The sequence below is a fragment of the Enterococcus sp. DIV0187 genome (assembly GCF_051713785.1).
Classification (GTDB): domain Bacteria; phylum Bacillota; class Bacilli; order Lactobacillales; family Enterococcaceae; genus Enterococcus_A; species Enterococcus_A avium.
The window spans coordinates 3,748,388-3,774,941 of record NZ_JBIOQO010000001.1 but is presented as its reverse complement, the minus strand read 5'-3'; the positions used below and the strand labels follow the sequence as shown (position 1 = coordinate 3,774,941).

Here is a 26,554-nt window from a genome sequence, read left to right as displayed (position 1 = left end):
CGGATATTCATGTGTCAAGCGAAAAAGAAAGCTTTTTCAAAAATAATTTAACAGTATAAACCCTGATATAAAAGCATTTCTATTAAATAAGGAACTTTTTTTAAAAAAAGTGGTTGACTTCTAGACCCGCGGTCGGTATTATTAAGTCAGAAGCAACGACCGACAGTCGGTTTAAAGAAAGGAGGTAAGACATGCGTATCGTAAAAGAGCATGATGAACGAAGAAATGAGATCATCATCACCGCCGAAGAATTCTTCTTAACCAAAGGATTCAACAAAACAACCGTCAATGACATTCTGAAACGAATCGGCATCGCGAAAGGGACCTTTTATCATTACTTCGTTTCAAAAGAAGAAGTCTTAGATGCCGTCATTGGTCAAATCATTGATCAAGAAATTTCAAGAGCGAAAGAAATCCAAGCTTCAAATGGATCAGCACTAGAAAAGCTCATCACCTTCCTTGCACAAAATAGTCAGGAAGATGAACGAAAAGAAGAAATCGTCGACAAATTCCAAATGCCGGAGAATTCCTTAATGAAACAGCGAGCGCTAGCCGGTACCATCAATCAAGTTTGTCCCGTCTTAGCAGAAATGATTGAAGTTGGCAGACAGCAAGGAGAATTCAACACCGCTTATCCGCTGGAGAGTATCCAATTCTTAATCGCCGGGATTCAAACGATGTTTGACGAAATTGAAAAATTACCACCTGAAATCATTCAAAATCGAATCATTGCTGCAACAGATTTAATTTACAAAGCCTTGGATGTGAACCCAGAAATCCATCCTTACGATCAAACTACCGAACAATTACAAAATATCTTTATCCCATAAGCTCAACAAAACCTGTTGAGTTTAACATTTAAAACTAAAGTGACCGACAGTCGGTCAAGAAAGAGGAATTTACTATGAACAATACAGAAATGATGGAAACACTAGCTATCCAAACAAACGAAGACGCTATGACAATCGAAAGCATTTTAAAAAGCTACGAACACTATTGCAACGAAAATATTACTCGGTACTCCAGCAAACACTTAGCTGCAATCATCGACTTTATCACTGCTGAAACTCATTTGCCAGAAGAAACCTGCTCAAAAGTAATGACCCAGTTCTTTGACACAGTGAAAAAACAAATCAAACATAAATTCTTTTAACCTAAAAAAATGAAAAGAGGAAAATAAAATGAAAAAAATTACTATCATCGCATTGGCACTCATTACTCTAGGTGCGACTTCGCAAATCGTCGAAAAGAACATCGACAAAGAAGAAGTAAAAACTGTTGTTACTACGAATCTCAAAGAGCACGATGAAAAAGACAGCGATATTGACTTTGGTCATGAGAACGACGCTGAAAATACATTAGCCGAAAAAATCGGATTTTAATTAGGAGGAGATTTAACATGAAAAAACTTACTATCATCGCATTGGCACTTATTACTCTAGGTGCGACTTCACAAATCGTCGAAAAGAACATCGACAAAGAAGAAGTGAAAACTGTTGTTACTACGAATCTCAAAGAAAATGCTTCCGAGAATGAATCAATCTACTTCCAGCATGAAGATGACAAACAAGGATCATTAATAGAAAAAATTGGATTTTAAAAAAGCGTCGAGGCTATCCTCGACGCTTTTGCTCTATTTCAATTATGGATAAATACGGTTCAACAAACGTGGGAATGGAATAGCCTCACGCACATGATCGATCCCAGCAATAAAGGTAATCGTTCGTTCAAGACCTAAACCAAAACCTGAGTGTGGAACAGTACCATATCTGCGTAAATCTAAATACCATGAGTATTCTTCTTCACTAAGATTATGCTCACGGATTTGTTCTAACAAGAAATCATAATCCGTTGCACGCTCTGAACCGCCGATAATTTCACCATAGCCTTCAGGCGCAATCAAGTCCGCACAGATGACAACATCTTCCCGAGTTGGATGTGGCTTCATGTAGAACGGTTTGATCGCCTTTGGATAATTTAAAATGAAGACTGGGCGGTCAAAGGAGTTCGCGATAAAGGTTTCATGCGGCGAACCGAAATCATCGCCCCATTCGATATCATCAAAACCATTTTTCTTCAATAATTCTACGGCATCATCATAAGAGATTCGCGGATAAGGAAGTTTTGTATAGTTCTTCAAAATTTCTTTGTCACGGCCCAGTACATCTAACGCGTAATCGCAGTTGTCCAATACGTTTTGAACTAAGTAAGCAACGTACTGTTCTTGAACCTCTAGGCTATCTTCTTGATGCATGAAGGCCATTTCTGGTTCAATCATCCAAAACTCAATTAAGTGACGGCGTGTTTTTGATTTTTCTGCACGGAAAGTTGGACCAAATGAAAATACTTTGCCTAGTGCCATTGCAGCTGCTTCCATATACAATTGTCCACTTTGAGATAAATAAGCCTTATGGTCAAAATAGTTTGTTTCAAATAAGTCGCTGGTGCCTTCAGGAGCTGAACCTGTCAAAATCGGCGGATCAACTTTCACGAAGCCGTTGTTGTTAAAGAATTCATAGGTCGCACGAATCACTTCGTTACGAATTAGCATGATCGCGTGCTGTTGTGACGAACGCAACCATAAGTGACGATGATCCATCAAGAAATCAACACCGTGTTCTTTTGGTGTAATGGGATAGTCATGGCTTTCACCGATCACTTCGATCTCTTTCACACCTAGTTCATACCCGAATTTTGAACGAGTATCTTCCCGAATTTCTCCAGTCACAATGATTGATGTTTCTTGCGTCAATTCTTTGGCTAAATGAAAGACCTCTTCTGACACTTCACTTTTTACAACAACTGCTTGGAAATAAGCCGTTCCATCACGCAATTGTAAAAAAGAGATTTTTCCGCTTGAACGCTTATTAGCGACCCAAGCACCGATTTTTACTGTTTCGCCAACATGATTCTTGGCATCAATGATTTGAATTTGTTCCACAAATGTCTCTCCTAACTTATTTATCCCGAATTGATGTTTTACTTTTTACTATTTTCAATAAAGCGGCGAATCCGTACAACGGCTTCTTCTAAGTCCTCCATGCTGGCTGAATAACTCATCCGTACACTATCATCTGATCCAAAACCTTCACCAGTTACCAGCGCTACTTGTTCTTGCTCCAACAGATCGTTAACCCAAGTCGTTACATTGTCATAGCCGCCCATCTCCATTGCTCCCTTGATATTTGGAAATAGATAAAATGCCCCTTGCGGTTTTTTCAGCTTAAAGCCTGGTAAATCAGCCACCTTCGGATAGATCGTATTTAAGCGCTCTTCAAAGGCTTGGCGCATTTTTTCTGCCGTTTCTTGTTCGCCAGTTAAAGCTTCAACAGCCGCTACCTGGCTGACGGAGGTTGGATTACTTGTCGCTTGAGAGGCGATTGACGTCATTCCGCCAATGATCTCAGCATTCCCAATCGCATAACCGATTCGCCAACCGGTCATAGAATAGGTTTTTGATACCCCGTTGATGATCACTGTATGATGGAAAATCTCGTCAGATAATGAAGCCATATGCGGCGCTTCGTTCCCATTATAAACAAGATGATCATAAATATCATCTGAGACAATCAGCAGTTCATGACGGACGGCCCATTCGCCAATTTCCCGCAGCTCATCTTCTGTGTAGATCATTCCTGTAGGATTTGACGGCGAATTAATAATAATCACTTTTGTCTTCTCAGTCCGAGCTGCTTCAAGTTGATCAACGGTTATCTTATAATCATTGTCCTGAGCACCAGTAACAAAAATCGGCATTCCCTGTGCCAATTTAACCTGCTCTCCGTAACTCACCCAATAAGGCACTGGGATAATCACTTCATCGCCTGCGTCCAAAATCGTTTGGAACAATGTGTACAACGCAAATTTTGCGCCGCTGGTTACGATGATGTTCTTCGGCTCAATAGTTAGATCGTAATTCTTCTTCGTAAAGTCCACAATTGCCGTCTTTAATTCTGGTGTACCGCCGGAAGCAGTATAGAAACTAACCTTTCCGCTCTTGATTCCTTCAATCGCAGCTTGCTCGATATTCTCCGGAGTCGTAAAATCCGGTTCTCCGACAGTTAGACTAATAACATCTAAGCCTTGAGCCTTCAACTCTTTGGCTTTAGCTGTAGCGGCTAAAGTGACGGACGGTTCTAGGTTTGTTACACGCTGTGACAATTTCATAACTGATAACTCCCTTACCAAGATTTTTTAAATTTTTTTGATCTCTTTGATCGTCTTGCCGTCATTAAATGCCAGCAAGTAATAATAAATCGCGCCCTGTTCATCTTTCGCAGTAATCTCCCAAGCAGTCTGGTCGCGATAGATTCCCAGATCAGCCTTTTCAAAGATTAGCTCTGGGTGATCACTTTCAAAACGTTTTTCAGCTTGCTGCTCTGTCAGACCATCCTTTTGATTAAGAACGCGGATTTTTTCCCCCGATTCTGGAACGATCACAATAATCGCTTCTCCAGAGTTGCTTTCACCAGTGACGGTGAAATACGTTTTGTCACGGTTAAACCAATAGAATTGATCTACCGTTTTTAAATCGGCATATTTCTCTGCCATTTGAACAGCCTCTCTTTTGGCTTGCTGCATCGGACGATTTGAACGAATAAAAATCATGGTCGCTACCACAATGATAATCAGTAAAAATGCCACGATTCCTAAAAGCCATCGGTTGAGCCGTTGTTGTCCTGCACTATTCGTATCCAAAATCATACTCCTCTCAGACAAGCTACATTATACCAAAAGAAGAGCTTCGCCTCATTAATTCTCTGTACTTTTGTCAGAATTTAAAAATTGGTCGGTCTCAAGTAAGATTTCTTCCAACGGTAGCTGTTTGATCGGCAATTCTTTTGGCAAAGCTTTGCGTAATTTTTCCCCATAGCCAGCAGTGATAAAGCGTTGATCTAATAACAGCATCACACCCTTATCCTTTTCTGAGCGAATCAAGCGTCCCAATGCTTGCCGCAATCGCAATGCAGCATGAGGAACCGCTTCTTGGAAAAAGGGATTGATTCCTTCTGCTGCTAAAAAATCATTGCGCGCTTTTACTTGAAGCCGCTGCGGATTTTCAAATGGTAGACGTGTTACGATCAAAATCTGCAAAATATCTCCCGGTAAATCTATCCCTTCCCAAAAGCTATCCGCACCGAACAGCAACGCATCTTGAGACAATAAAAACCGCTTCAGAAGTTTTTCGCGACTGCCGCCGATACCTTGGGCTAATACTTCTCTGCCTTCGTTTAATAAAGGAACACGCACACGCTGATAAACACGATTCAATACATCGTGCGAAGTAAACAGAACTAGGATCGGACGTTTTTGATTTTCTGCCATCTTATGAACAACACTGGCTACATAATTCGCGTACTGATCAGGCGAGGTCGACTGGATACTGATACTGTTAGTCGGCAAATACAAACGCGCTTGTTCGGCATAATCATAGGGACTGCTAATGATTTTCAATGCGGCATCTGGAATTCCCCAGCGCTTCGCAAAATAATGACGATCACTGCCAATTTTTAACGTACCGCCTAAATAAAGAATTTGTTGATAACGATCATACCATTTTGTCTGGCTGATCAATGAAGCATCTAAATCCTGTACTTGGAAGGTTTTACGTTTCGCATTGAACCAATGAATATACCGAGCATCCCATTTTTCGCTAAAGGTCTCAAACGCTTGCTGTTGCTGGGCCAAACTCTCTAACAATAACTGAAGGTCACTCCACTCCGCCTGTTCCTTGATACCAAATGTCTCTTTATACATCGTAAAATACGCCTGCAACTGATCCCCTAACGTCAAGGCATCTTGATAAAGACGACCGATACGCTGTAAAACTTGTTCGCCAGCTAGAGAAAGCTGGTCGATCATATCTTTAGTAATAAACCGCTCATTTTCTGTTGGGTATTCGTCCTTGAAAATTTGATAAAAATCAGTCAAATCCTCGTTCAATTCCTGCAATACATCTTGAAAAATTTCAAGTAGATGCTGCGTCTGTTGATCCTTTTGTACGAGTGCTTGCCAAACAGAAAATTGCTGATTATCGAACAAATGAGTGATCATGCGTTGAATTGCTAGAAGATTAAAATGCTGGCTAGTCACTTTTTCCAACACTCGATTCAAATGATGTGCCTCATCAATGATCAAATAAGGACTCTTCGGCAGCTGTGGCTCTTTGCGCTGATCCTCTTGGGCTAAGTAAGCGTGATTTGTCACAATTAAATTACTTTGAGTCAATTTTTTCTGACGGTGACGAATAAAATCAACCGCATAAAAAGGGCTATTAGGGTTCAATGTATGTGTTCCTAAATGAGCTACTTCTTGCCAAAAAGGATGCTTTAAACTGGTCATATTCAGTTCATCAAAATCCCCGGTCTCGGTTTGGGTGAGCCAAACGAGCAAAGCCATTTGATAAAAAGTATATTGCTTTTGCTCAGATTTCTTTTCAAAGCTTTGATAGAAGCGTTCTAAATCAATATAATGTCGACTACTTTTCATCACCACCGCCTGCAAAGGCTGATCCAATAAACGATTGATCAGTGGCAGATCATGATTCAAAATCTGTTCCTGCAGCAATAAAGATACCGTACTAACGATTATCGGCTTTTCTGGTGTTGCTAAAAAACTCATAGGCAACAAGTAGCCTAGTGTCTTGCCGATTCCTGTTGCGGCTTCCACCAAAACATTTTTGTCATCCTTTTTATTAAAGAAATCGTACACCAGGTTCATCAAACGAGCCTGTTCTTTTCGAAAATCCAATTCACCTTGATAGACCTTCTCCTTCGCCTTTCGCGAACGTGGATAAGCCTTCGTACCAAAATAATTCTCAGAAAAGAGCGGCACCTGTTTCTTTCGCAAAGCCAAACCATGAATAATGGCTAAATCTTTTGATAATGGTTTAGGATTGGCCTGCATCTCTCTTAAGCAATTTTCCAAGTAATTCTTTGTTTGAAAAGCCATCTGATCAGCAGTATCAATTATTTTTTCTAAGGTAATGATTGGCAGCTCTTTTATTTTCGCTTCTAAGTGCAGCAATAATTGCGCTGTCACATCTGCATCGCTATCGGCCTGATGCGGGTTTTCATGAACCAAATGCAGTTCTTCTGCCAAATCCTTTAAGCGAAAACTCAAAGAGGTAGGCATGAATACTTGCGCTAATTCTACAGTATCAATACCAGGAATCGTCAGCGGCGGCATCCCACAGCGTTCTAATTCATTACTTAAAAAGGGATAGTCAAAATGAATATTGTGAGCTACAAAGATCGTATCCGCTAATAAGTTCGTAATCGTTTGCGCCACGTCTTCAAAATAGGGGGCCCTTTTGATTCGCTGATTCGTGATTCCAGTCAACGTTTGGATCTGCGCTGGGATCGGTTGATCCGGATTGATATCGGTCGAAAAATGCGTGACAATCTTCCCATCTTCAATTAATACACAACCGAATTGAATGATTCGATCCGTTTTAGGGTCTGTTCCAGTCGTTTCAATATCAACAACGGCATAATTTTTTTTCACCTGCGCCCCTCCTTTCTCAGATTCGTAATAATTAGAAGAACTATACGTGATCGACGAAGATTTATGCTCCGTTTGTTATTAGCTTACCTCACGCATTATATCTGAATAGTACCACTTTCTACAAGAAAGTTCTTTGTTTAAAACGATTCGACTTTCTTTCGTACTCACAAATAAATCCTTCCTTTTCAAAATCTAAAGTAAAAAATCATAAGAAAACCTCAGGAGAAAACCGCTCCTGAGGACTTTTTGTTTAGATAAATCATTTTATTGTCGATCACTGATTCTAAATTCGTGTCCAAGTATGTTCTTATAGTATTCTGGATACATCTCTCCACCACATTTTTCGCAATCAAATTGCGGAGCGTTCTCAGGATCAAATGCAACATCTCCTGCATCCAAAAATTGAACTACTTCCTTTGGAATTTTTTCCTTTATCCCACATTCAAGACAAATGTAATGAACCACTCCATTGGAATCGAAGTTTTTTAAAAGCTGCTTCTTTTTCTTTTTCATACTTACGTTTCGATGCTTCTTCCCCAATTTTTTTATTCTCCTCTCGCATGAATCGTTCCGATTCTTTATTCTTCGCATATTTCACTACAAGTCGTCCATTTTTAGACACACTAACTCCACTAAATTCATAATATTCGCCACATCTAGTACATTCCAATGGATTTACTCCGAATTCTTCGGCTATTCGTTCACACCATGATTTTGGTTTAAGTGCTTTCTTCACATTCACAAGCATTCGTTGAATCTCTTTCTGGTAATTACTTAATACTTTTTTCATGATTGTCTTGATCCGCCGACTATAAATGCCGTATCTACGAATTGTTTTGAACTGGTTCTCTGGAATATGACGAATCAGTGCACCAATAAATTCCTCTGCCGACATCGTCTTTATCTTATCCGTGTTAGTTCGTTTATCATGATACTGAAACATCACTATTTTCCCATCGTACAAAAGGATACGATTTAAAGCAATGGGACCACGTTTCATATAACGACTGATATATTCTAATATCTTTTTGAGAGAAGTTCGGCTCCTTTTGGGTGCATGCACGTAAAAACCCTCTGCATTTTTCGTGTACGCCGCTTGTAAAAGCGGCTGGACTCGTGCCTTATCCCATTGGGATAAGGTTCTTCGAATGAGCTTTAGGACCGCATTCTGCCAATATTTCCTCAACATTGCGAACGGAAAATAGTCATAGTCCTTCCATTTTCCATCCTTCGTCAGTCCACCCATGGTGACGACTAAATGAACATGCGGATTGTATTCTAGCTGAGAACCGAAGGTGTGGAGTGTTGCCACAACCCCAGCTTGTATATGGTGCTTTCTAAAAAAATCTAATAGTATCCGTGCAGCTTCATCCATTAATCCTTTTAAAAGCTCCTTACGATACTTCTCCTTCAGAAAAATCTCACGTAAACCTTCATCGATCGTGAAGATGACGTGTCGATGCGTCACTGTAAACAGATCATTCGCCGCAACCTCTGCCCACCGTTGACTTTCCCCAGTTGCACAAGTTGGACAAAATTTCCCTTTACAACGAAAAGCCACTTTCTTTACATCATGGCATCCTTCACAGACAAATAGACGATAACCTTTTTTAAGGTCACCACAATCGCGAAACTTCTTCACTTCTCTTTTCACAACGGATCGAATCCTTCTCGTGTACCTTTGATTGAATTTCTCCCAGTTTTGATATTCATCAAAGAAAATGGCGTGTAAAATATTGGGTTTCATATCTCCAGTTTAATAGGAAAAAGACCAGATGAAAAGCGGTCAAAAGATTGATGTATCAATCCTTTGACCTCTTAAAATGTTATACTTCCTTTAATGTCAAAAAAAGCCAGATGCTTACGCATCTGGCATAAAAGTCTACTATAATTAAGCTTTGTTAACGTTTGTAGCTTGAGGTCCACGTTGGCCTTCTTCAACGTCGAAAGTCACTGCTTGACCTTCTTCTAAAGTTTTGAAGCCGTCGCCTTGGATAGCTGAGAAATGAACGAATACGTCGTTTCCGTTTTCAGCAGTGATAAATCCGTAGCCTTTTTCTGAGTTGAACCATTTTACTGTACCTTGTTCCATGTTAAACATCCTCCTAGGATAAAAAATTGATTTGTAATTACTTGAATGGTGAAATAGGAAAGATGTTGTCTGAAACAAACTTGCCAATATTACCGTACAAAAACTACAATTAGAAGTATAACATAGATAAAGCGATAACACTAGGTTATCGCTCAAAAAACTTTTTCTTAATATATTTGAAATATTTCGTTTCTAATACCGCAGGATCGCCAATAAGCTTTTCTCATCCGGTGCATCCTTTTGGTCTAGAACAAAGACCTGTCCACCATTTTTGATAACATTGTCGGCAATTTCGTTCAATACTTGTCGACGATCATATTCTACGTCGGGATCTTCGCCAAACCCATCTACAAGATTTGCGGTCGCAATAAATAAATGGGAGACTTTTCCTTCTTTCGCTGCTGGAACGATATCAATCAATTGATCAATAAATTTTCTATTAATCAATTTTTGATAGGTTTGTGTTTCCACTTCTGCTAGCTGATCCGCTATTTTTTGTGCTTCTTGTTTAATATCATTGATATTCATCTGAGCAGGAGATCCACTGATCGCTGCTTTATCTGAGTAATAAGGATTTTTGGCAATTTTTTTGAATTGCGCTTGATTTTCTGGCAAAGCAAAAAGATACACTGGCAATTGATCCGGATTCTCTAATTCCTTCAAAAAATTATCGACAGCTTGGTAATAATTCACCCAATCAATTTCAACTTCTTCATCCTTCGTGCTGACTCCATGAATACTACCGGCCTCACCGCCTCTTGTAGAAACACTTAGATTTCCTCCAGTCAGCTCGTCACCTAAAGCAGTCACGATATCCTTCGGTGCATCTTCTGGAAGCTCGATCAGCTCGACTTCTTTATTGCGAACAAAATAAAGTTTCATAGAATCTCTATTTAAAGCCATTAAATAATAAGCATAGTTGAATTGTGCATTCTTAATGATTGCCAAAAGATACGGCAGATCACTTACGTAGTATTGATCATCAACTGCAATACTTAAACGATGAACATACATCTCTTTTGCAGTCAGGATTACTGCGACACTTTTTGTTCCGCTGCGCCAAAAATCTCCATCTGCTAGTAATTGATCGATTTTTTCTTGGAATGGTTCAAAGCTGTGATCAGTGTACTTCTTCTCAAAGCGTCGCTTCGCTTCTTTAGCAAAGTTTTTAAACATGATTTGATCTTTTTCAACATCTTGATGCGCATGATGAGTATTCAACATAAATGTGATAAAAGGACCGGTTGCTTCTTCTGAAGTCAATTCAGTTAGTAACTTTTTACTGATATTTGCCATAAATGTACCCTCCTATTTAATCTTCCAACCCAAGTGTAACATAGCTCTCAATTTCCTTAAAACGAAATGCAACCCTTACATTATGAAATAATCCTAAAAATTTTACTGTAATTTGCATAAGTCTTTTCTAATACATTTCTTAGTGATTAACAAACAGTCGTTCATGATTTCATTGATTGAATGCTTTATCATGAATTTATACCAATTATCCCGAATTGGTTTTTCATACTTACTCCTACCAAGAGTAAATAACAACCTTCATTTCCACCATAGTGACGGCTATGGTGGTTTTTGTCATTCCAACTTTTCGCAGTTCCTCAAAGTCAGACTGACAAATTTCATTCTCAAATTAGATATTGATACGAGGCGGGTAGTTGGATGATATGCGTGATGAGAATCAAATTAACTTTTTTTCGGTTTTTGAAAAAAGTTAGTACGCTAAAACGAATTAGCTGCCTGCCAGTTGCCTCTTCCAATACGTTAGTGGAATCGTATGCGTGACGCCTATCCATTTCCCTCAACAAAAATTTGTTTGCGTTTCCAAATTTTGCTAAACTGAAACTAACAAAACAAGGGGGTGGACCATGAAAACTGCCGAGGAAATGTACCAATTCTGTCAAGATGCCGGATTTTTCTCTGGTTCAGATCGTCAATGGGGTGTCAGACTTTTTTCTGTCTTAGAAAAGCAGCTAAGGACGGATGAAGAGGTGCTGATTTGCTTCATTGGACTGCACAATCGAACATCTGCTACAAAGAATGATGGATTTTATGCCTACGCCTTGACTGATCAACGTTTTATATTAGGACAGAAAAAGTTGATCGGTGATGATTTCAAAGTCATTCCTTTGACAAATCTCCAAGACCTTCGACTAACCAAAGTAACCAGCTTAGATATATTGGAAATTGCCTCTTTAGAAGGAACAATTAAAATTGTCCTAACAGAAGAAGAAGCTCCAAAAGTATTGACACAATTAAAGGAAAATAATCCACTCGCCACTAAAGAAAAAAACTATGAAAAGCAATTAAGCAAAGCAGAACAACTTTTAAAGATGAAGGAATTACTGGATCAAGGAATCTTAACAGAAGCAGAATTCGCAAAAATAAAAGAAGACATTCTTAATTAAAAACACCTATCTAAGAAGGAAAAAATTTCTTAGATAGGCGCTTTTTTATTGGATCGCTGCTTTACCTGTTTCACGCGTACGAATGCGTATCGCTTCTTCAATCGGATAAACAAATATTTTTCCCGTTCCGCATTCCTCCGATTGACACGTTTCTAAGATCAAATCAACCACTCGCTCGACGTCTTCATCCGCTAAGATAAAACTCACCGACACTTTAGGTAATAACGTAGTGATAACTTCTTGTCCGCGAACATGGCTTTTTTGCCCCTTTTGAAGTCCACAGCCTAATACTTGACTGACTGTCAACCCGTTCACTTCTATTTCTTGATCAATCGCTGCTTTGATCATCTCTAATTTTTCTTGTCTAATAATCGCTTCAACTTTTTTCATTGCGTCCTCCTCAGGCTATTTTTAAGAATCCATTCCCATAAATGTCGGATAAGCATTTTCATCATGCTCGATTTTATCCAACCCTAGTGCTTCTTCCTGTTGTGATACTCGAATAGGCATGAAGGCTCTAATTAATGAAATAATCAAATAGCTTGCTGCTCCAGCAAATACCAGCGTAAACAGCACACTTTCAATTTGAGCGATAAATAAATGAGTTTCACCATAAATTAGCCCAACTTTTCCACCAACTGAAGGATCAGCGAAAATTCCTGTTACGATTCCTCCAAAAATTCCGCCAACACCATGACAACCAAACGCATCCAAAGCATCATCAAACCCAAGCTTTTGCTTGATAACTGAAATGAAGAAGAAACAAAATGGACTTACTAAAGCACCAATTAACAGACTAGACCAAATTGATACAAAGCCAGCCCCAGGTGTAATAGCGACCAATCCTACCACAGCACCTGTACATGCGCCAACAACAGTTGGTTTACCATTTAAAATTTTCTCAATCAACATCCAAGATAGCATCGCACAGGCGGCCGCTGTATTCGTCGTAATCATTGCATGAATTGCCAAACCATCAGCAGCTAATGCTGAGCCGCCATTAAATCCAAACCAGCCAAACCATAAAAGCCCTGTTCCCAAAACAACAAAAGGAACATTATGTGGTCGATAATCACCAAGATGGTACTCGCGACGACGACCTAATACGATTGCTAAAACCAGCCCTGAAATTCCTGAACTAATATGCACGACATTTCCTCCGGCAAAGTCAATTGAGCCGATCTTATCAAGGAAGCCTCCGCCCCAAACCATGTGTGCCATTGGAAAGTAAACCACGATCAACCAAATCGCGATAAATAGAAAAATCGCAGAAAACCGCATCCGACCAGCAACTGATCCTGTTAAAATCGCTGTTGTAATCAAGGCAAACATCATTTGAAAGAAAGCAAACAATCCTTCGGGAATTCCATCACCTTTAGTCATAGAGACCCCATTGAAAAGTACTTTATCCAAATTTCCGATAAAATTTCCATCACCACTAAATGATAGCGAGTAGCCAATCACTATCCAAATCAAGGATGCTAGTCCCATTGTACAAATGACCATCATCATTGTGTTCAAAATATTTTTTCGTCGTTCTAGCCCACCATAGAAAAATGCTAATGCGGGAGTCATGAGAAAAACTAATCCTGAACAAATCAAAATAAATGCAATATTCGCTGCCATCAAACCACTCCATTTCTTTTTATGTTAAGTATTCTAACATCAATCTTAAATAAAAAAAGAGTTTTTACTCATTTTTTTCATTTTTTTCTAATTTAATCACTTTCCATGTCAGAAAACTTCACATAAAAAGAGCAGGGATAAATCCCTGCTCTTATAATTCGTGGTACTCTCTGTAAACATCTTGTTTCTTCAATCCATGTCGTTTGGCTACCGATTTAATTGCTTCTTTAGCTAGCTGTCCTTCTTCAACTAATGCTTCAACCTGCTCTTTCAACGTTCCTTGGAATACTTCCTCTTCCAATACCTCCGTTGTGCCAGAAACTAACAAGCAGCACTCCCCTTTTAAAGAATGCTCTGATAGATAATCCATCAATTCTGTTACCGTCCCCCGCAGATATTCCTCATATAGTTTGGTTAATTCCCGACAAATCACCACATCACGGTTTCCAAGAATTTCAGAAATATTTTTGAGTGTTTCTTTTACACGATGAGGCGACTCATAGAAAATCAATGTTGCTGTCTGATTTTTCAACTCTTCTAATTCTTTCTTCTGAGCGCTTTTCTTTCGTTGTAAAAAGCCATAAAAATAAAAGGGTTGAGGCAATAATCCAGAAGCAATCAAAGCTGTCATTCCGGCAGTGGCTCCAGGCAAGGCAACCACTGGAATATCCTCTTCTATGCAAGCTACCACTAATTCATGTCCCGGATCACTAATTGAAGGCATCCCAGCATCACTGACCTGAGCAATCGACTGACCTTTTTTCAAAAAAAGTAATAACTCAGGGATTCTTTCGTTATAGTTATGTTCATGTAGGCTCTTTTGTGGAACCTTCACATCAAAGTGATTCAGCAGCTTCTGGGTATTACGTGTATCCTCACTGGCGATTAAATCAACGGTTTGCAATGTCTTGACTGCACGAAAAGTCATATCCTCCAAATTACCGATCGGTGTCGGTACTAAATACAGTGTGCCAACTTCCTGTGAGAAACTTTTCTGGATCTTCACGATCATTCTCCTAACTCATTTTTTATCTGTTAAAAATTACTATTTCTAATTCTTTCTCGTAAATCCAATCAAAAATTTAAAAAACTAGCGTTATCTTCGTGTACAGATCAATGCAACGATAGACTAAATCCAAAACTGATTAAAAAAGCGGGTGTGACGAACAGCGTCATACCCACTATTTCTAATTCATTTTATTTTTGTTTGCTTTCACGATAAATAACATCTAAACAAAAAGCACAGGGCTCATCTGCTTCACGCCTTGATCCATAAAGCAAGTTACATACGTGAAAGCCATCTTCATAAATTTTTTCAAGATTCAAACGAGATTCTGACAATTCTTGTCGCTCATCCAAGACTGGGGACTTCTTCTCATCAATCTCACGAATCCGCTCCCGCAATCGTTCATTTTCCATCTCTAATTTAGCATTTTTTTCAACGAGCTCCAGTAAGGTCTCTTTCATCGAGACTAAATCTTCGAGATTCTTTTGCATGTCAAGCTCTAATTGATTCAAGCCATCATACAAGGAACGTCGATCCATCATGACAGATCACCTGCTTCAACTAGTTCTTGATAATCAAAATCAATCGTCGCATCACGACCAAACAAACGAACTTTAACAACTTTACTAAGTAAATTCAGGCCGATTACTTTTCCCCGACCTTCTGGTGTATTAATTTCCTTACCATAATCAGGCATTTCTTTTTTCGCAGCTTCATATTCACCGTTTTCATATTTTAAACAACACATTAAACGACCGCAAAGTCCAGAAATTTTCGTTGGATTCAACGATAATCCTTGATCTTTAGCCATCTTGATCGAAACCGGAATAAAATCACCTAAGAAGGTCGAACAACATAATGGACGCCCGCATGGTCCGATTCCACCAAGTATTTTTGCTTCATCACGAACACCAATCTGCCTTAACTCAATTCGTGTACGGAAAACGCCTGCTAGATCTTTTACCAGCTCGCGAAAATCAATCCGTCCGTCTGCGGTAAAATAAAAAATCATTTTACTGCGATCAAAAGTATATTCTACTCGGATCAATTTCATTTCCAATTCATGAGCGCGGATTTTTTCCTTGGCAGTTTTGAAGGCCGCCTCTGCGTCCGCTTCGTTTTGAGCTACTTTTTTTAATTCCTTGTCTGATGCTTTATGTAAAATTGTTTTTAAATCATCGGACAAATCTTTTTTTTCAATCTCTATTTTTGGAATTGCCACTGTCGCAATCTGGTGCGCCTGCTGTGACTCGACCAAGACTTTATCATTATAAAAATATTCGTTTTTTCCTGGCGCGTAATAGTAAATATGCCCTGCGTCTCGAAAACGAACACCCACAACTTCAACCATGGTTCTCCCTACTCTCTTAAATAACGTTAAGCATAAACGATGTGCAACGTTACTTGTTCTGCGATATTTTGAAATGATACGTTTGCTTCTAGTTTCTGACTGGCGAATAAAACATCTTCCAATAGGTAATTGTATTTTTCTACACCTATTTGATTTTGTCTCATCACTTGATCACGTTTTTCCTTCACAAAATACGCCAACATCTCAAAGGCGAGCTGTTGCTGTGCTTTGTCCTTAAACGTCCTGACCATTTTTTTCTGAACATAGATAAACGCTTGCGGATCATTTTTTTCGAGATAATTAAACCATTGAATAACAACATCTCTAGCTTCATTAAACCATTCATCTTTTGAGATTTCAACAGCTTTTGTATAACTATTTGTTAAATTTGCTAAGAGTTTTGCAGTTTTTTCAGGGATTTGTTCTGCCTCTAAACGAGACTGCAAGCGTTCTGCGGACAACGCTTGGAAGTGGATGATCTGACAACGAGAGCGAATCGTAGGTAAAATTTTTCCTAGCGATTGGGTCTCTAGAATAATCATAAAGTTAGCTGGTGGTTCTTCCAAAAACTTTAGTAGGCTGTTAGCCGAGTTCGTATTCATTTTTTCTGCTTGGTGAATAATCACGACTTTTTTCGCAGATTCAAAGCCGCTTTTAGTTAACTCGCTTTGCAGTGCTCTTATTTGATCAACTTTGATGGATTGTCCATCAGGTTCGATTTCAACTACATCGGGATGATCTTTACTGGTTATCCTCAGACAATTGTTACATGTTTCGCAAGGCATTTCCTCTTGCAAATTTAAACAGAACTGATGCTTGGCAAACCATAATGCCAATTCTGCTTTGCCTGTTCCTTGGTCGCCTTCAAAAAGATAAGCATGGGCCAAACGCCCATGCTCAAAACTGTTTTGTAATTGGCGAAAAACAATGGGCTGAATTGTCTGGAGTTTTTTCGCTTCTTCCATCTTAATACTGGTGGAAGCCTTCGACTGGCAAGACAAATACTGTCGCACCGCCGACTTCAACTTCAACTGGATAAGGGACTTGTCCATCCAACGAAATGTCTAAAGTTACTGGTGTTGTAACGTATTGCGTCCGCGCTTGGCATGTTTCTTTGATTAAAGCCAAAGCATCTTCCACTCGTTCGTCTTCGATCCCAATAATAAAGGTACTGTTACCAGCTTTTAAGAAGCCTCCAGTAGAAGAAAGTTTAGTTGCTCGAATGTTCGCATCAATAAATTCATTGGCCAAACGGTTTGAGTCTTTGTCTTGAACGATCGCTAAAATAAGTTTCATAGTTTACACCTCTCATGATTGGAAATAGTCTGGATAACGTGTCAACAATTCGTAAAAACAAGCTCTCACGACTTCGTCTAAACGCTTCCGAGCATCGATTTTTATGATCCGATCTGGATTTTCTTCTGCTAATTTTAGATAAGCATGTCGGACCCTCTGATGAAATTGTAACCCTTCCGAGTCCAAACGGTCAATTTGATTGGTTCGGTTCTTCATGATTCGTTGCAAGCCAGTATCGGAATCAACATCCAGATACAGCGTAATGTCAGGAGTCGTCCCTTCAATCGCAAATTCATTAATCTTAGCAACTTCTTCTATACCAATACCACGACCGGCACCCTGATAAGCTAATGAGCTATCAACAAAACGATCACACAAGACAATTTTATCTTCATCAAGTGCAGGCCAGACCTTTTCAATCAGATGCTGACGGCGTGCTGCGGCATAAAGCAAAGCCTCCGTTCGATCATCCATTCGATCATTGCTAGGGTCAAGGATCACGTGACGAATTTTTTCTGCGATCGGAATGCCTCCAGGTTCTCTTGTTTTGACGATAGATCGTTTCGCCGTTAATTGTAATCTAGGATAGAGCTCATTCAAAACACTGGTTTTCCCAGCTCCATCTGGCCCCTCAATCGTAATAAATAATCCGTTCACGTTCTTGTCCCCCAAAATAATTTTGATCTTCTTTCTCTAAAAAAACACCGCGAAATTTTTATAATTCACGGCGTCCTTCCACTGCTTTTAACAAAGTGATTTCGTCAGCATATTCGATGTCACTGCCAACGGATAATCCGTGAGCAAGTCGAGTAACCTTGATACCTGCTGGTTTGATCAGACGCGATAGATACATTGCAGTTGCTTCGCCTTCTGTCGTTGCATTTGTTGCGATGATAACTTCCTTTACCTCATCGTCATGTAGACGTTTGATTAAAGGTGCGATATTGATGTCTTCAGGACCTGTCCCTTCCATCGGTGACAAAACACCGTGAAGGACATGATAAAGACCGTGATATTCACGAACCTTTTCCATTGACATCACATCTTTTGGTTCTTCCACAACTAGAATTGTGCCACGATCACGAGTTGTATCCGAACAAATCTCGCAAGGATCTTCTTCCGTGATATTCCCACAAACACTGCAAAAACGCAAATCCCTTTTAACACTGATCAACGAGCGTGCAAATTCATTTACCGATTCGTCTTTCATATCAATTGTAAAAAAGGCTAAACGTGTCGCTGTTTTTTGACCGATTCCCGGCAGCTTCATATAGCTTTCAATCAACTTTGCAATTGGTTCTGGATATTGCATTCTGTCCTTCCTCTCTTCCAGAAAGGCTTCACGAACTCGTTCAGCTTTTGAGCACTAAGTAGGTACTGTTCCACATCAGCTCTGCAAACAGTCACTATATGCAGAGCTTGCGTAGAAAAGCTAGTTCGTTAAGCCGGACATGGATAATACTACTAGCAAAAACAATATATCTTTGTAAAAGTAATATTTTTTGCTGAGATCAAAGTCGCTTACATTCCAGGAAGTCCCTTTGTATATTTCCCCATCGTTTGATCGGTTTCTTTTGTAATCTTAGTAATCGCATCATTAACTGCTAAAACAATCATATCTTGTAGCATATCAGGATCTTCTGGATCAATTAATTCCGGATTGATTGTCATTGCTTTCATATTTTTATCCCCAGTAAATGTCACTGTGACTAAATCGTTGGTTGAACTTCCAGTGAATTCTTTCGCATTCAGTTCATCCTGAGCCTTTACCATTTCTTTTTGCATTTTTTGCATTTGTTTCATCATGCCTTGCATGTTTCCCATTCCGCGCATCATTGTATCTATTCGCTCCTTTAATTAATAAATTTATTTCATAAAACTACTTACCAATTGCCTTAAAGTATGAAGAAAACCTAATACACTTTAATCATCTTTAATTGTTACAAGATCGCCAAACAGACTCTTTGCTTGCTCAACAACTTCATTCGTTTCCTCAGGTATTAAAGTAATTTCATCATCTGTCTCATTCGTTTCAGCTGCTACTGGGCGATCATGATGCTGACTGACAAAAGCTTGTCGTAATCGTGGCCAGCTTTCACGAGTAATAAAGACAAATTCTGGCGTGTACCCCTTGATCATCATACTCAAAGTGTTTTGCATATTCAAGCGAAGCTCATCGCTACTATCAGCTCGTTGACAGACAATCTCATAATCAAAAGCGATTAACATCAGATCAGGTCCTGCCGCCATTGGTTCGCTAGCCTTCAACATCGCCCGTTGTGTAACTGGCAAAGCCATTAACAGGTCTTCCCAAACATTCTTCACACTTAGTAAATGATCTTTAGTTGCCTCACTTAACACTTGATACACACGTTCTGTCGGAACACGATAGGTGCTTGCAGTTTTCTTCGGTGCCGTTTTGCGCTCTTCTTTTTCAACCGTTGGCTGTTTTTTTAATTGTTGAACTTCTTTTTGAAGCTGCTGTATTTGAGTCTTCAAGGCAGTGAATTCTGCTTGATCTGCTGGTTGTGTCGCAGATGCTACTGCTATTTGATTGCTTGAAGAATCACCAATTGCAATATTAGCAGACGTTTGCGGTGTCGCCAATTTCACCGTCGCTACTTCTAAATAAACATTGGCATGATTGGTAAATCGAATCTCGTTTTGTGTCTCGCTCAAAATTTTAATCATGACATACAAACGGTCAGAAGGTGTAGAACCCGCTAATTGTTTAAACGTTTCAGTTAAATAAGCAGCACGATTTTCCAATAGCTTGGGTGCTTGCTGGTAGATCAGTAAATCACGACAGTACAGTAACAAATCTTCCGTTAAGCGTCGAGCTTCTTTCCCCTCTGCTAAAATATTTTCCAGAACTTCTAGCGCTCCACTCACATCTTGCTGCAGACAAGCTCCGATAAAACTGTCCATCATTTCTGTAGTCAAACTGCCAGTCACGGCTAACGCATCTTCTAAGGTAATTTTTTCATTACTGAAGGAAATCGCTTGATCCAAAATACTTAACGCATCTCGCATCCCGCCTTCAGCCGCTCGTGCGATTACGGACAGCGCCTGCTCTTCATAGGGTTGATTGCTTTGTTCAAGAATATAAGCCATCCGTCCAATAATTGCTTGAACATCAATGCGTTTAAAATCAAATCGTTGTGTTCGTGAAATAATCGTAGCTGGAATCTTATGCGGCTCAGTTGTTGCTAAGACGAAGATCACATGTTCCTTCGGTTCTTCTAACGTTTTTAATAAGGCATTGAAGGCCCCCGTAGAAAGCATATGGACTTCATCGATAATGTAGACTTTATATTTCGCTGTCGTCGGCGCGTAGTTCGCTCGATCGCGAATAAAACGGATTTCTTCCACACCGTTGTTACTGGCCGCATCAATCTCGATCACGTCTTCTTGTCGTCCGTCTGTAATTGAACGACACATCTCACACTCGTTGCAAGGTTCCCCATCCACACTATTCGGACAATTGATGGCTTTGGCAAAAATTTTCGCCGCACTAGTTTTCCCTGTTCCGCGGGGACCGGTAAATAAATAGGCATGGGAAGTTTTCTGTTGTTGGATTGCATTTTTCAGCGTTTTGGTAATCGCTTCCTGTCCAACAAGGTCATCAAACCGTTGCGACCGCCAAACGCGGTAAAGTGCTTGATACGCCATAATTCTCCTCTTTTCTTTCAAAATCACTGCTTTTTATTATACGTGATTTCGAGTAAAAAAACTATAGAAACCAATTGTCTAATGCAATTGTTTAGTGTCTTTTAATTTGTCGGTTGGCTTCCTTTCTATTTAGAAAAAGCCCTGTGGTATAATAGAAAAAACGTTTTTATGGAGGGATATTCATGGGACTATTTAAAGCAGCAACTAGCAGTATTGGCGGTGGTTTAGCCGATCAATGGCTGGAAATTATCGAACCAGCCGATATGGGACAAACAACAGTTATGTCAAAAGGCGTGGCCGTTCGAAAGGATGATAAACGCGGAAGCAATAAAAAAGGAACCAGCGATGTAATCACAGATGGTTCTGTGATTCATGTCTATCCAAATATGATGATGCTCTTAGTAGACGGTGGTAAGATTATTGATTATACCGCCGAAGAAGGCTACTACACCGTTGAAAACAATTCTGCTCCATCCATGTTTAATGGTTCATTAAAAGATGCGGTCGCTGAAACATTCAGTCGCTTCAAGTTTGGCGGTGTGACCCCACAGAAACAGCAAGTCTTTTATATTAACTTGCAAGAAATTAAAGGAATCAAATTCGGGACCAGTACTCCGTTGAATTATTTTGATAATTTCTACAATGCAGAGCTATTCTTGCGGGCGCACGGAACCTACTCCATCAAAGTAACTGATCCAATTCTTTTCTTCGCAAATGCGATCCCAAGAAATATGGATCAGGTTGATATTAGCGATATCAATGAACAATATTTGCAAGAATTTCTAACAGGCTTACAAGCTGCAATTAATCAAATGTCTGCCGATGGACAACGAATCTCATATGTTCCATCAAAAAGCTTGGAACTTAGCAAATACTTATCTGATGCATTAGATGACAGCTGGAAAGAATTGCGAGGAATGGAAATTGTTTCAGTGGCAGTTGCCAGCATCTCTTATACCGATGACTCAACGAAATTAATCAACATGCGAAATGAAGGTGCCATGTTAGGTGATCCTAACGTGCGTGAAGGCTACGTCCAAGGCTCAGTTGCTCGTGGCATGGAAGCTGCTGGTAAAAATGATGCAGGCGCTGCTACTGGTTTCTTCGGAATGGGTATGGGAATGAACGCTGGCGGAGATTATCTCAACCAAGCTTCGCAAAATAATAATCAACAAATGCAACAGAATCAACAGGCTCAACAAAAAAACACAGGTGATCAATGGACTTGCCCGAAGTGCGGCGAAAAAAATTCTGGTAAATTCTGCAGCAACTGCGGAGAACCAAAGCCAGCTCCAACAGCCGCAGCAAAAATCCAAATGAAGTGCAGCGACTGCGGTGAAACAGTTGATTTAAGCAATGGCGTTCCAAAATTCTGTCCGCATTGCGGTAAGCCCTTCAAAGGTGTTCCGATCGACTAAACTATTACTAACCATAGGAGGACCTGCAAATGGCAGATGTATTGACGCATCATTGTCCCAACTGTGGCGGACCCTTGACATTTAATCCAAGTGATCAAAAATTCCATTGTGATTATTGTTTAAGCATTTTTACAGTGGAGGATATCGAAAAATTTGAAGCTAAAGAAGCTGCCCCAGCTACGGATGGAGTAACAGAAACTACTACCGTTAAGGAAGAAAGTACTGATGATGTCGATCTCTTTCTATGTCCCAGCTGTGGTGCTCAAATTGTCACTGATCACACTACCGCCGCAACCTACTGTTACTTTTGTCATAATCCTGTCGTATTGTCAGGACGTTTGACAGGAGAATTTTTACCGAATAAAGTTTTACCTTTTAAAATCGACCGCGAAAAAGCCATCGCAGATTTTTTAGCATGGACACAAAAGAAACGCTTTATTCCAAAAGATTTTTTCAACAAAGAACAAATTGAGAAAATGACTGGTGTTTATTTTCCCTATTGGGTAGTTGACGCTGAGACTGCTGGTAATTTGACGGGCAAAGGGACCTCTTTGCGGGTCTGGATCGTCGGTGAAATTGAATACACTGAAACAAAAGTCTATCAGATTTTCCGAAAAGGCAAAGCGAAGATTCGTCATTTAACCAAGAATGCCCTTCAAAAAAATCTGCAGCAAAAAATGGTCGAAGGAGTACAGCCTTTCCCGATTGATCAAGCCGTGGACTTCCATACTGAGTACTTATCAGGCTTCCAAGCGGAAAAGCGGGATATTGAAATCAAGGACTTAGCTGATCAGATTGAACATGAATTAACCGAGTATACAGAAGACTTGTTACGAGATACGGTTTCGGGATATACCACCTTTACAGCCGGCAATAAATCCGTAAATGTAGAGAAACAGGACAATCACTATATGTTACTCCCTGTCTGGCTTGTGACGTATCAAGATGCTTCGAAGAAAACCTATTATTATGCGATGAATGGCCAAACAGGTAAAGTCAGTGGAATTTTGCCGATCAGCAATAAACGTTTAGGGCTGTTCTCAGGCGGAATTTTCGCTGCGATTATGATAATTGCAATGATCGCGGGGTATTTCCTATGAAAAAAATCCTATTATTAATTGGCTTTTTAGCATTCTTGAGCCCGTTGAAGGTCTCTGCCGCTTCTAATACGGTAGATGATCAGGCAAATCTGCTAACACCGGAAGAACGAACCGAATTGTCTAATCAAGCTGATGCCATAAACGAAAAAATCAAAGGCGAAGTGTTTATTTTAACTACTGACACCAATAATGAGAATCCTGAAACATTCGCAGATAATCAGTTGAGAGATCGGATTGGTAATAATCACAATGGTGCTCTGCTATTGTTAGATATGAACCAGCGTAAAATCCATCTTTCAACCTCGGGGAATATGATCGATTACATCAATGATAAACGGCGTGATAAGCTTTTAGATGATGTCGAGGCAGCAATGAGAGACGGCGATTATTATCAAGCAAGTAAAAATTTCTTGTTTAATGCACAAGAATTTGTTGACGATGGCGTTCCTGGTGGGGCTTATCGTATTGATGAGAAAACCGGAAAAATCACCCGCTATAAGTCTATCACACCGATTGAGTTCATTATTGGTTTTGTCATTGCAGCAGTGGCGGCAATCGCCTTCTTTGTTTCTGTACGCTTGCGTTATCAATTAAAAGCTGGGACTTATCGTTACTCATATCGTCAAAATGCGCACTTAGACTTGACTGAACGTCAAGACCAATTAGTGAATTCCTTTGTTACCACTCGTCGGATTCCGAAGCCTTCCAATAATAATGGCGGAGGTGGCGGTGGCGGAAGTACCACTCACTCTAGCGGAGGTGGAACTTTTGGCGGTGGCGGACGCAGTTTTTAATCAAATAAAATAAAAAATGTTATCACTATACACCAGAGCCTTTCAAAACTAATGAAAAACTCTGGTGTTTTCATGTATTTTCTTGAATTCACCCTATGATTTTGCTAAACTTTTAGGGTTAATAGAAATAAAGGAGCACATCGATGAAAAAAAAGAGAAGTTTCCCCCTTGTTTTGGTTGCCCTAGTACTTTTCTTCCAAAGTCTCATTGGAATCCCCGTCCATGCGGCAGATGAGTTTTCAGTCAATGCGAATGCAGGATACGCCATTGATGCTGATTCAGGAAAAGTTTTTTTCAACCAAGACGGCGACTCTCCCAAAGGCATTGCTTCTATCACTAAAACGATTACGGCATACCTCGTTTTAGAAGCGATCAAACAGCAAAAAATCTCTTGGGAGCAAGAAGTACCGATCTCTGAATACGCTGAACAATTAAGTACTGTTCCTGAATTGTCAAATGTAACGTTGGTTCGTGATCAGAAATATACAGTCAAAGATCTTTTTGAAGCCATGATCGTTCAATCAGCCAATGCCTGTGCGGTTGCTCTAGCTGAACTCATTGCCGGCAATGAGCATACCTTTGTGAATCAAATGCGCGAACAGCTCACAGAGTGGGGCATCAAAGACGCGACAATCATCAATGCTTCTGGGTTGAGTAATGTTTATCTAGGTGAACATATCTATCCTGGTACCGAAGAAAATGATGAGAATCTAATGTCGGCTAGAGATGTGGCAATCGTAGCCCAGCACCTGATCAAAGATTTCCCAGAAATTTTGGAAACCTCTAAGATCAAGGAAAAAACATTCGCTCCAAATTCATCTCAACCAACTGAAATGGAAAATTGGAATGTTATGCTGTTTGACGGCCCGAATTATAAAGAAGGCGTCGATGGCTTAAAAACCGGTACTACTGATTTAGCTGGTGCTTGTTTTGTCGGTACGATCCAAAAAGACGGACGCCGTGTTATCACAGTCATCTTGAATGCACTAAATCAACCAAATGACGAGAATGCTCGATACGTCGAAACAAGCAACTTGATGGATTATTGCTTAAATAATTGGAGTCAGCAAGATGTGACTGTTGCTGGACAGACACCTACTGATAAAAAAGAATTAAAAGTCACAGATGGCAAGAAAAAAACAGTCGCTTTAGCCATGGAAAAACCTGTTAAGCTTTGGATTCGAAACGATATGGATCCTAAAAATTTAACGATTAAGACAACCTTAGATCATTCATTGCTGGACAAGAATGCAATCATTGCACCGGTCCACAAGAATGAAAAAATTGGTACTGTCAGTGTCGCTTTAGCCCAAGATACTTTGGGCTATGTCCAAGAAAACGAAGGTGCAAAAACAGATCTCGTAACCAAGAGTGCCGTTGAAAAAGCCAGTACATTCGAATTGATTTGGCAAAAAATTACAGGTATCTTTGCATAAAATAAAAAAATTTCAAGAACATCGACAGTTTCAGACTGTAGAAAAAAGCTGTTCCAAGTTCATATTTCGAGCTTGGAACAGCTTTTTTATCTAATTTATTTCTTTTCCTTTGTTTTAAAGGGAAAATACAACTCGACTTCCCCTTCTTCGAAATGTGGTAAATAATGTTCATGGATCGCACCGGCAAGCTTCAGATTTTCCATAGGGAAGATTTCTCCCAACATTAGATTTGTCGCCTCTTCAATTTTTTCCGCACTAGCCTTAACTGTCAAATAGCTCATTGGCGGTATTTCCCAACGAATCCATCCTTCAGGTGCTTGGGCTTTTTCCGGCACTTGAACACCAGCTAAATAACGTCCCTCATTTTGCCATGGCTCTAACCAATGCTCCGCATCACTCATCAGACCCCATAGCTGCAAATCCTTCATTTCTTGTCCTGCCAAAAGATCAACCAATTCTTCAAAATGAGTGTTCATTTGATCCCATAATAAGGGCACCCACGATTGCCCATCCTCAGCTAAACCATGTCCTTCTTTTCCGACAACAAAAATAGTGGGCAGATCCACGCGATCAATGCCTTTAATCTTCATCCATATCCCTCCTAGATCATTTTAGTAAATTACTTCTTGAAATATACTCTTATTACGAATACCATCTTACTTAATTTATTCATCCTTTATACTCAGTTCATTAAAAATGAAAAGAGTAACTGTAAAAAGCAAAAAACGACATCCTCCACTTAAGTTTACTAATCTTCCTAAATAAAACCAACTAATAGTTCTTAACTGCGCATTTCACCCGTTCTTTGTTATACTGACATATAAACAAGCATAAGCT

29 protein-coding genes are annotated in these 26,554 nt (G+C 39.7%); 9 read left to right on the top strand and 20 right to left on the bottom strand.

The annotated features are described in order from the left end of the window. The first annotated feature begins 191 nt into the window (after positions 1-191). From IGI52_RS18425 to IGI52_RS18410, 4 genes are all read left to right on the top strand, one after another. Positions 192-830: a TetR/AcrR family transcriptional regulator gene (locus tag IGI52_RS18425; RefSeq protein WP_422856409.1), complete on the top strand. Its 639-nt coding sequence runs from the start codon at positions 192-194 to the stop codon at positions 828-830. Positions 831-904: 74 nt separating this feature from the next. Then, complete coding sequence (locus tag IGI52_RS18420; protein ID WP_016180899.1) at positions 905-1,153, top strand: hypothetical protein; 249 nt, start codon at positions 905-907, stop codon at positions 1,151-1,153. A 28-nt stretch (positions 1,154-1,181) separates the two neighbouring features. After that, positions 1,182-1,382 (top strand): hypothetical protein, encoded by a 201-nt coding sequence (locus IGI52_RS18415; RefSeq protein WP_438782030.1) that lies wholly within the window; start codon positions 1,182-1,184, stop codon positions 1,380-1,382. 17 nt (positions 1,383-1,399) lie between these two features. Further along, positions 1,400-1,600, top strand: coding sequence for a hypothetical protein (locus IGI52_RS18410; RefSeq protein WP_102872385.1), 201 nt, complete (start codon positions 1,400-1,402; stop codon positions 1,598-1,600). Positions 1,601-1,642: 42 nt separating this feature from the next. On the opposite strand, the gene asnS is transcribed toward IGI52_RS18410, so the two are convergent. The 8 genes from asnS to IGI52_RS18370 form a co-directional block, all read right to left on the bottom strand. After that, positions 1,643-2,941, bottom strand: coding sequence for an asparagine--tRNA ligase (asnS, locus tag IGI52_RS18405; protein ID WP_016180901.1), 1,299 nt, complete (start codon positions 2,939-2,941; stop codon positions 1,643-1,645). A gap of 38 nt (positions 2,942-2,979) precedes the next feature. Beyond that, a complete protein-coding gene (locus IGI52_RS18400; protein ID WP_438782029.1) occupies positions 2,980-4,167 on the bottom strand; it encodes a pyridoxal phosphate-dependent aminotransferase in 1,188 nt (395 codons plus the stop codon). 27 nt (positions 4,168-4,194) lie between these two features. Continuing rightward, positions 4,195-4,698 carry a cell wall elongation regulator TseB-like domain-containing protein gene (locus IGI52_RS18395; protein WP_016180903.1) on the bottom strand — a complete coding sequence of 168 codons (504 nt, stop codon included), beginning with the start codon at positions 4,696-4,698 and terminating at the stop codon, positions 4,195-4,197. Between the two features lie 54 nt (positions 4,699-4,752). After that, the gene (locus IGI52_RS18390) at positions 4,753-7,506 is read right to left on the bottom strand and encodes a helicase C-terminal domain-containing protein (RefSeq protein WP_438782028.1); all 2,754 of its coding nucleotides are present in this window, start codon (positions 7,504-7,506) and stop codon (positions 4,753-4,755) included. A 264-nt stretch (positions 7,507-7,770) separates the two neighbouring features. Continuing rightward, positions 7,771-7,905, bottom strand: a complete 135-nt coding sequence (locus IGI52_RS18385) for a hypothetical protein (protein ID WP_256596771.1) — start codon at positions 7,903-7,905, stop codon at positions 7,771-7,773. A 43-nt stretch (positions 7,906-7,948) separates the two neighbouring features. Next, positions 7,949-9,253, bottom strand: a complete 1,305-nt coding sequence (locus IGI52_RS18380; RefSeq protein WP_071879978.1) for an IS91 family transposase — start codon at positions 9,251-9,253, stop codon at positions 7,949-7,951. A 144-nt stretch (positions 9,254-9,397) separates the two neighbouring features. Further along, positions 9,398-9,598, bottom strand: coding sequence for a cold-shock protein (locus IGI52_RS18375; protein ID WP_010745638.1), 201 nt, complete (start codon positions 9,596-9,598; stop codon positions 9,398-9,400). 192 nt (positions 9,599-9,790) lie between these two features. Then, positions 9,791-10,894 (bottom strand): baeRF6 domain-containing protein, encoded by a 1,104-nt coding sequence (locus IGI52_RS18370; RefSeq protein ID WP_016180905.1) that lies wholly within the window; start codon positions 10,892-10,894, stop codon positions 9,791-9,793. A 584-nt stretch (positions 10,895-11,478) separates the two neighbouring features. On the opposite strand from IGI52_RS18370, the gene IGI52_RS18365 reads away from it, so the two are divergent. After that, a complete protein-coding gene (locus tag IGI52_RS18365) occupies positions 11,479-12,018 on the top strand; it encodes a PH domain-containing protein (protein ID WP_137440157.1) in 540 nt (179 codons plus the stop codon). Positions 12,019-12,063: 45 nt separating this feature from the next. On the opposite strand, the gene IGI52_RS18360 is transcribed toward IGI52_RS18365, so the two are convergent. The 11 genes from IGI52_RS18360 to dnaX all read right to left on the bottom strand — a co-directional run bounded on the left by IGI52_RS18360 (position 12,064) and on the right by dnaX (position 20,969). Continuing rightward, on the bottom strand, positions 12,064-12,408 hold the full coding sequence (locus IGI52_RS18360) for a P-II family nitrogen regulator (RefSeq protein WP_438782027.1): 345 nt from the start codon (positions 12,406-12,408) through the stop codon (positions 12,064-12,066). 21 nt (positions 12,409-12,429) lie between these two features. Then, entirely contained in the window at positions 12,430-13,644 is a 1,215-nt protein-coding gene (locus IGI52_RS18355; protein WP_176674943.1) for an ammonium transporter, read from the bottom strand. Between the two features lie 151 nt (positions 13,645-13,795). Beyond that, on the bottom strand, positions 13,796-14,656 hold the full coding sequence (gene rsmI, locus IGI52_RS18350; RefSeq protein WP_172702035.1) for a 16S rRNA (cytidine(1402)-2'-O)-methyltransferase: 861 nt from the start codon (positions 14,654-14,656) through the stop codon (positions 13,796-13,798). A 185-nt stretch (positions 14,657-14,841) separates the two neighbouring features. Then, on the bottom strand, positions 14,842-15,189 hold the full coding sequence (locus tag IGI52_RS18345) for a DNA replication initiation control protein YabA (protein ID WP_034876619.1): 348 nt from the start codon (positions 15,187-15,189) through the stop codon (positions 14,842-14,844). Further along, positions 15,189-16,001 carry a PSP1 domain-containing protein gene (locus tag IGI52_RS18340; protein ID WP_016180911.1) on the bottom strand — a complete coding sequence of 271 codons (813 nt, stop codon included), beginning with the start codon at positions 15,999-16,001 and terminating at the stop codon, positions 15,189-15,191. The genes IGI52_RS18345 and IGI52_RS18340 overlap by 1 nt, the downstream gene beginning before the upstream one ends. A 26-nt stretch (positions 16,002-16,027) precedes the next feature. Then, on the bottom strand, positions 16,028-16,966 hold the full coding sequence (gene holB, locus IGI52_RS18335) for a DNA polymerase III subunit delta' (protein ID WP_438782026.1): 939 nt from the start codon (positions 16,964-16,966) through the stop codon (positions 16,028-16,030). A 1-nt stretch (position 16,967) separates the two neighbouring features. Beyond that, positions 16,968-17,297: a cyclic-di-AMP receptor gene (locus IGI52_RS18330; RefSeq protein ID WP_010740793.1), complete on the bottom strand. Its 330-nt coding sequence runs from the start codon at positions 17,295-17,297 to the stop codon at positions 16,968-16,970. A 12-nt stretch (positions 17,298-17,309) separates the two neighbouring features. Further along, positions 17,310-17,954 carry a dTMP kinase gene (gene tmk, locus IGI52_RS18325; RefSeq protein ID WP_016180913.1) on the bottom strand — a complete coding sequence of 215 codons (645 nt, stop codon included), beginning with the start codon at positions 17,952-17,954 and terminating at the stop codon, positions 17,310-17,312. Between the two features lie 58 nt (positions 17,955-18,012). Then, positions 18,013-18,609 (bottom strand): recombination mediator RecR, encoded by a 597-nt coding sequence (gene recR, locus IGI52_RS18320; protein ID WP_016180914.1) that lies wholly within the window; start codon positions 18,607-18,609, stop codon positions 18,013-18,015. Between the two features lie 209 nt (positions 18,610-18,818). Further along, positions 18,819-19,133 (bottom strand): YbaB/EbfC family nucleoid-associated protein, encoded by a 315-nt coding sequence (locus IGI52_RS18315; protein WP_016180915.1) that lies wholly within the window; start codon positions 19,131-19,133, stop codon positions 18,819-18,821. Between the two features lie 87 nt (positions 19,134-19,220). Next, a complete protein-coding gene (gene dnaX, locus IGI52_RS18310; RefSeq protein ID WP_137440161.1) occupies positions 19,221-20,969 on the bottom strand; it encodes a DNA polymerase III subunit gamma/tau in 1,749 nt (582 codons plus the stop codon). Positions 20,970-21,151: 182 nt separating this feature from the next. Here dnaX and IGI52_RS18305 point away from each other — a divergent pair, with 182 nt between their 5' ends. The 4 genes from IGI52_RS18305 to IGI52_RS18290 all read left to right on the top strand — a co-directional run bounded on the left by IGI52_RS18305 (position 21,152) and on the right by IGI52_RS18290 (position 25,717). Then, a complete protein-coding gene (locus tag IGI52_RS18305; protein WP_438782025.1) occupies positions 21,152-22,387 on the top strand; it encodes an SPFH domain-containing protein in 1,236 nt (411 codons plus the stop codon). A 29-nt stretch (positions 22,388-22,416) separates the two neighbouring features. Further along, the gene (locus tag IGI52_RS18300; protein ID WP_438782024.1) at positions 22,417-23,487 is read left to right on the top strand and encodes a TFIIB-type zinc ribbon-containing protein; all 1,071 of its coding nucleotides are present in this window, start codon (positions 22,417-22,419) and stop codon (positions 23,485-23,487) included. Continuing rightward, a complete protein-coding gene (locus tag IGI52_RS18295; RefSeq protein WP_438782023.1) occupies positions 23,484-24,281 on the top strand; it encodes a TPM domain-containing protein in 798 nt (265 codons plus the stop codon). The genes IGI52_RS18300 and IGI52_RS18295 overlap by 4 nt, the downstream gene beginning before the upstream one ends. A gap of 143 nt (positions 24,282-24,424) precedes the next feature. After that, positions 24,425-25,717, top strand: coding sequence for a serine hydrolase (locus tag IGI52_RS18290; RefSeq protein WP_144325373.1), 1,293 nt, complete (start codon positions 24,425-24,427; stop codon positions 25,715-25,717). Positions 25,718-25,812: 95 nt separating this feature from the next. On the opposite strand, the gene IGI52_RS18285 is transcribed toward IGI52_RS18290, so the two are convergent. After that, a complete protein-coding gene (locus IGI52_RS18285; RefSeq protein WP_144325375.1) occupies positions 25,813-26,307 on the bottom strand; it encodes a GyrI-like domain-containing protein in 495 nt (164 codons plus the stop codon). Between the last annotated feature and the right edge of the window lie 247 nt (positions 26,308-26,554).

What these genes read in the sequence shown, in the direction of transcription:
- IGI52_RS18420 (WP_016180899.1), top strand. Translation starts at nt 905, where the DNA reads ATGAACAATACAGAAATGATGGAAACACTAGCTATCCAAACAAACGAA.
- dnaX (WP_137440161.1), bottom strand. Translation starts at nt 20,969, where the DNA reads ATGGCGTATCAAGCACTTTACCGCGTTTGGCGGTCGCAACGGTTTGAT.
- holB (WP_438782026.1), bottom strand. Translation starts at nt 16,966, where the DNA reads ATGGAAGAAGCGAAAAAACTCCAGACAATTCAGCCCATTGTTTTTCGC.
- IGI52_RS18295 (WP_438782023.1), top strand. Translation starts at nt 23,484, where the DNA reads ATGAAAAAAATCCTATTATTAATTGGCTTTTTAGCATTCTTGAGCCCG.
- IGI52_RS18365 (WP_137440157.1), top strand. Translation starts at nt 11,479, where the DNA reads ATGAAAACTGCCGAGGAAATGTACCAATTCTGTCAAGATGCCGGATTT.
- IGI52_RS18360 (WP_438782027.1), bottom strand. Translation starts at nt 12,408, where the DNA reads ATGAAAAAAGTTGAAGCGATTATTAGACAAGAAAAATTAGAGATGATC.
- recR (WP_016180914.1), bottom strand. Translation starts at nt 18,609, where the DNA reads ATGCAATATCCAGAACCAATTGCAAAGTTGATTGAAAGCTATATGAAG.
- IGI52_RS18400 (WP_438782029.1), bottom strand. Translation starts at nt 4,167, where the DNA reads ATGAAATTGTCACAGCGTGTAACAAACCTAGAACCGTCCGTCACTTTA.
- IGI52_RS18345 (WP_034876619.1), bottom strand. Translation starts at nt 15,189, where the DNA reads ATGGATCGACGTTCCTTGTATGATGGCTTGAATCAATTAGAGCTTGAC.
- IGI52_RS18315 (WP_016180915.1), bottom strand. Translation starts at nt 19,133, where the DNA reads ATGATGCGCGGAATGGGAAACATGCAAGGCATGATGAAACAAATGCAA.
- IGI52_RS18415 (WP_438782030.1), top strand. Translation starts at nt 1,182, where the DNA reads ATGAAAAAAATTACTATCATCGCATTGGCACTCATTACTCTAGGTGCG.
- IGI52_RS18305 (WP_438782025.1), top strand. Translation starts at nt 21,152, where the DNA reads ATGGGACTATTTAAAGCAGCAACTAGCAGTATTGGCGGTGGTTTAGCC.
- IGI52_RS18375 (WP_010745638.1), bottom strand. Translation starts at nt 9,598, where the DNA reads ATGGAACAAGGTACAGTAAAATGGTTCAACTCAGAAAAAGGCTACGGA.
- IGI52_RS18340 (WP_016180911.1), bottom strand. Translation starts at nt 16,001, where the DNA reads ATGGTTGAAGTTGTGGGTGTTCGTTTTCGAGACGCAGGGCATATTTAC.
- IGI52_RS18410 (WP_102872385.1), top strand. Translation starts at nt 1,400, where the DNA reads ATGAAAAAACTTACTATCATCGCATTGGCACTTATTACTCTAGGTGCG.
- rsmI (WP_172702035.1), bottom strand. Translation starts at nt 14,656, where the DNA reads ATGATCGTGAAGATCCAGAAAAGTTTCTCACAGGAAGTTGGCACACTG.
- IGI52_RS18370 (WP_016180905.1), bottom strand. Translation starts at nt 10,894, where the DNA reads ATGGCAAATATCAGTAAAAAGTTACTAACTGAATTGACTTCAGAAGAA.
- IGI52_RS18425 (WP_422856409.1), top strand. Translation starts at nt 192, where the DNA reads ATGCGTATCGTAAAAGAGCATGATGAACGAAGAAATGAGATCATCATC.
- IGI52_RS18300 (WP_438782024.1), top strand. Translation starts at nt 22,417, where the DNA reads ATGGCAGATGTATTGACGCATCATTGTCCCAACTGTGGCGGACCCTTG.
- IGI52_RS18355 (WP_176674943.1), bottom strand. Translation starts at nt 13,644, where the DNA reads ATGGCAGCGAATATTGCATTTATTTTGATTTGTTCAGGATTAGTTTTT.
- IGI52_RS18380 (WP_071879978.1), bottom strand. Translation starts at nt 9,253, where the DNA reads ATGAAACCCAATATTTTACACGCCATTTTCTTTGATGAATATCAAAAC.
- IGI52_RS18330 (WP_010740793.1), bottom strand. Translation starts at nt 17,297, where the DNA reads ATGAAACTTATTTTAGCGATCGTTCAAGACAAAGACTCAAACCGTTTG.
- IGI52_RS18285 (WP_144325375.1), bottom strand. Translation starts at nt 26,307, where the DNA reads ATGAAGATTAAAGGCATTGATCGCGTGGATCTGCCCACTATTTTTGTT.
- IGI52_RS18290 (WP_144325373.1), top strand. Translation starts at nt 24,425, where the DNA reads ATGAAAAAAAAGAGAAGTTTCCCCCTTGTTTTGGTTGCCCTAGTACTT.